This window comes from Frankia sp. CcWB2 (assembly GCF_977927585.1).
In genome coordinates this window covers 1-2,203 of record NZ_CDWRCM010000132.1, presented here as the reverse complement: position 1 = coordinate 2,203, position 2,203 = coordinate 1, and the positions used below count along the sequence as shown (strand labels likewise).

Below are 2,203 nucleotides of genomic sequence, written 5' to 3'. Positions count from 1 at the left end.
GGGTGGCCGCCGCGGACTGGCTGGCCGCCCATCCCCAGGACGGCCGGGCACTGGTGCTGCCCGGCTCGCCGTTCGCCGAGTACGAGTGGGGCCGGCCGCTCGACGAGCCGCTGCAGTGGCTGGCCCGCACGCCGTGGGGGGTCCGCAGCCTGATCCCGCTCGGTGGCACGGGCGTGACCCGGCTGATGGACGGCATCGAGCGCCAGCTCGCCACCGGGTCCGCCGCGGGCCTCGCCCCGGCGCTGGCCCGGGCCGGGATCGGCCAGATCCTGCTGCGTAACGACCTGGAACAGAAGAACTGGGACGTCCCCCCGTCCACCGACGAGCTCCACCGGGCGTTGCGCTCCTCCGGTCTCACCCTGGCCGCCGCGTTCGGCCCGCAGGTGCCGGCGCGCGCCTCGGCGAAGGAGCGGCTCGTCCCGGAGCTGTGCAACCCGACCGCGCGGGTACCCGCGCTGGAGGTCTGGACCGTCCCGGGCGGCGCGAAGCTTGTCGACTCCTACCCGGCGGACACCGCCGTCGTCGTCTCCGGCGGCCCGGAGGCGACGGTGCAGCTCGCCGGGCAGGGCCTGCTGAGCAGCGACCGGGCCGCCGTGCTCGCCGCGGACCTCGCCGATCTGTCCTCCGCCGCCGTGACGTCCTCGACGAGCCCGGCGGCGATCAAGGTTGCGCCGGGGGAGGTGATCGGCCCGACGACCGCCTGGGTCGACACGGACACCCTGACCCGGCGCGACAGCACCTTCGGACTCGTCCACGACGCCGATTCGTACCTCCTCGGGCCCACCGGCACCGCGGTCGGCAAGACGGGGGAGCCCCACCAGTGGGCCGAGGCCGACGTCGCCGGCCACCAGACGGTCGCGGGTTACGTCGGCGGCATGTCCGTCACCGCGTCCTCCTACGGCTACGACCTGCTCGCCGCGCCGGACCTCGCGCCACCAGCGGCCGTCGACGGCTTCGCCGCGACCGCGTGGACGGCACAGCGCACGAAGGGCACGACGTCGGCCGGGCAGTGGATCCAGCTCGATGTCGGCCGGCGGATGACCGTGCCCTACCTCGACGTGCGGCTGCTGTCCGAGGGCTCGTGGCGGCCGGCCGTCGAGGCGCTGCGGGTGTCCAGTGAGGCGGGCTCGGTGGTCACCGAGGTGCGTCCGGTGGAGGACATCCAGCGCCTCGCCGTCCCGGCGGGGCCGAGCCGCTGGTACCGCATCACGTTCGCGCGGGTCGGCCAGGAGACCGACGACACCCTCGGCGCCGGTATTCGGGAGATCACCATCCCCGGGGTCACCTTCCGTCACTACGCGCAGCTCCCCACCGACGTGGCCCGGCGCTTCGCCGCGCCGGACGGGGGGCTGGTCGCCTTCTCGATGGCCTGGGCGCGGGTCGACCCGGCGCAGCCGTTCGGCGGCTCGGAGGAGCTGGCGCTGTCCCGGCGCTTCGAGGTGCCCCGGGACATGACGTTCACGATGAGCGGCTCGGCGAGCTTCATCCCCCCGCCGCGGGGGACACCCCCAGCGGGTGACACTCCGTTGCTGGTCGACTGCGGCCGGGGCCCCACCCTGGTCGTTGACGGCACCCGTTACCCCCTGCGGATCTCCGGCCGGGAGAGCGACGTCACCTCGGTGCGGCCGGTGCGGGTGTCGCTGTGCACCGACGGCGGCACGCTGCGGCTCTCGGCGGGGCCGCACCTGCTCGGCGTTGACCAGGGGCCAACCTCCATCCTCGTCGACGCGATCGCGCTGGTCGGATCGGGCGCCCAGGTGAGAGCGGCCACGCCGCGGGCGACGACGGTGCACGAGTGGACGGCGGAGCACCGGACGGTCCAGATCGGCGCCGGTGGCCGCGCCTTCCTCGCCGTCCGGGAGAACGCCAACTCCTCGTGGACCGCGAAGCTGAACGGCGCGGCGTTGACCCCGTTGCGCCTCGACGGCTGGCAGCAGGGCTGGATCGTCCCGGCCGGCGCCGGCGGCACGATCGTCATCGACAACGCGCTCGGTGCGGAATACCGCCGCAACCTGGTGGTGGGGCTGTTGCTGGTCGTGGTGCTGGTCGTGCTCGCGGTGCTGCCCGCCCGGTTCCGGCTACGGCCACGATCCGACGAGAACGGCTATCCGGCGCTGCTGAGGCCGCGCCGCCTGCGCCGGTCGCGCCGGTCGCGCCGCCCGGGCCAGCCGCGCCGCCCGGGCCCTGTCTCTTATACACATCT

Annotated in this window: 1 protein-coding gene; it reads left to right on the top strand. The window is 74.7% G+C overall.

Features of this window, described 5'->3' with window-relative positions; translation table 11 throughout:
• On the top strand, window positions 1-2,203 hold a 2,203-nt coding region (locus ACY45C_RS14375), incomplete at both ends, for an alpha-(1->3)-arabinofuranosyltransferase domain-containing protein (protein WP_462188117.1).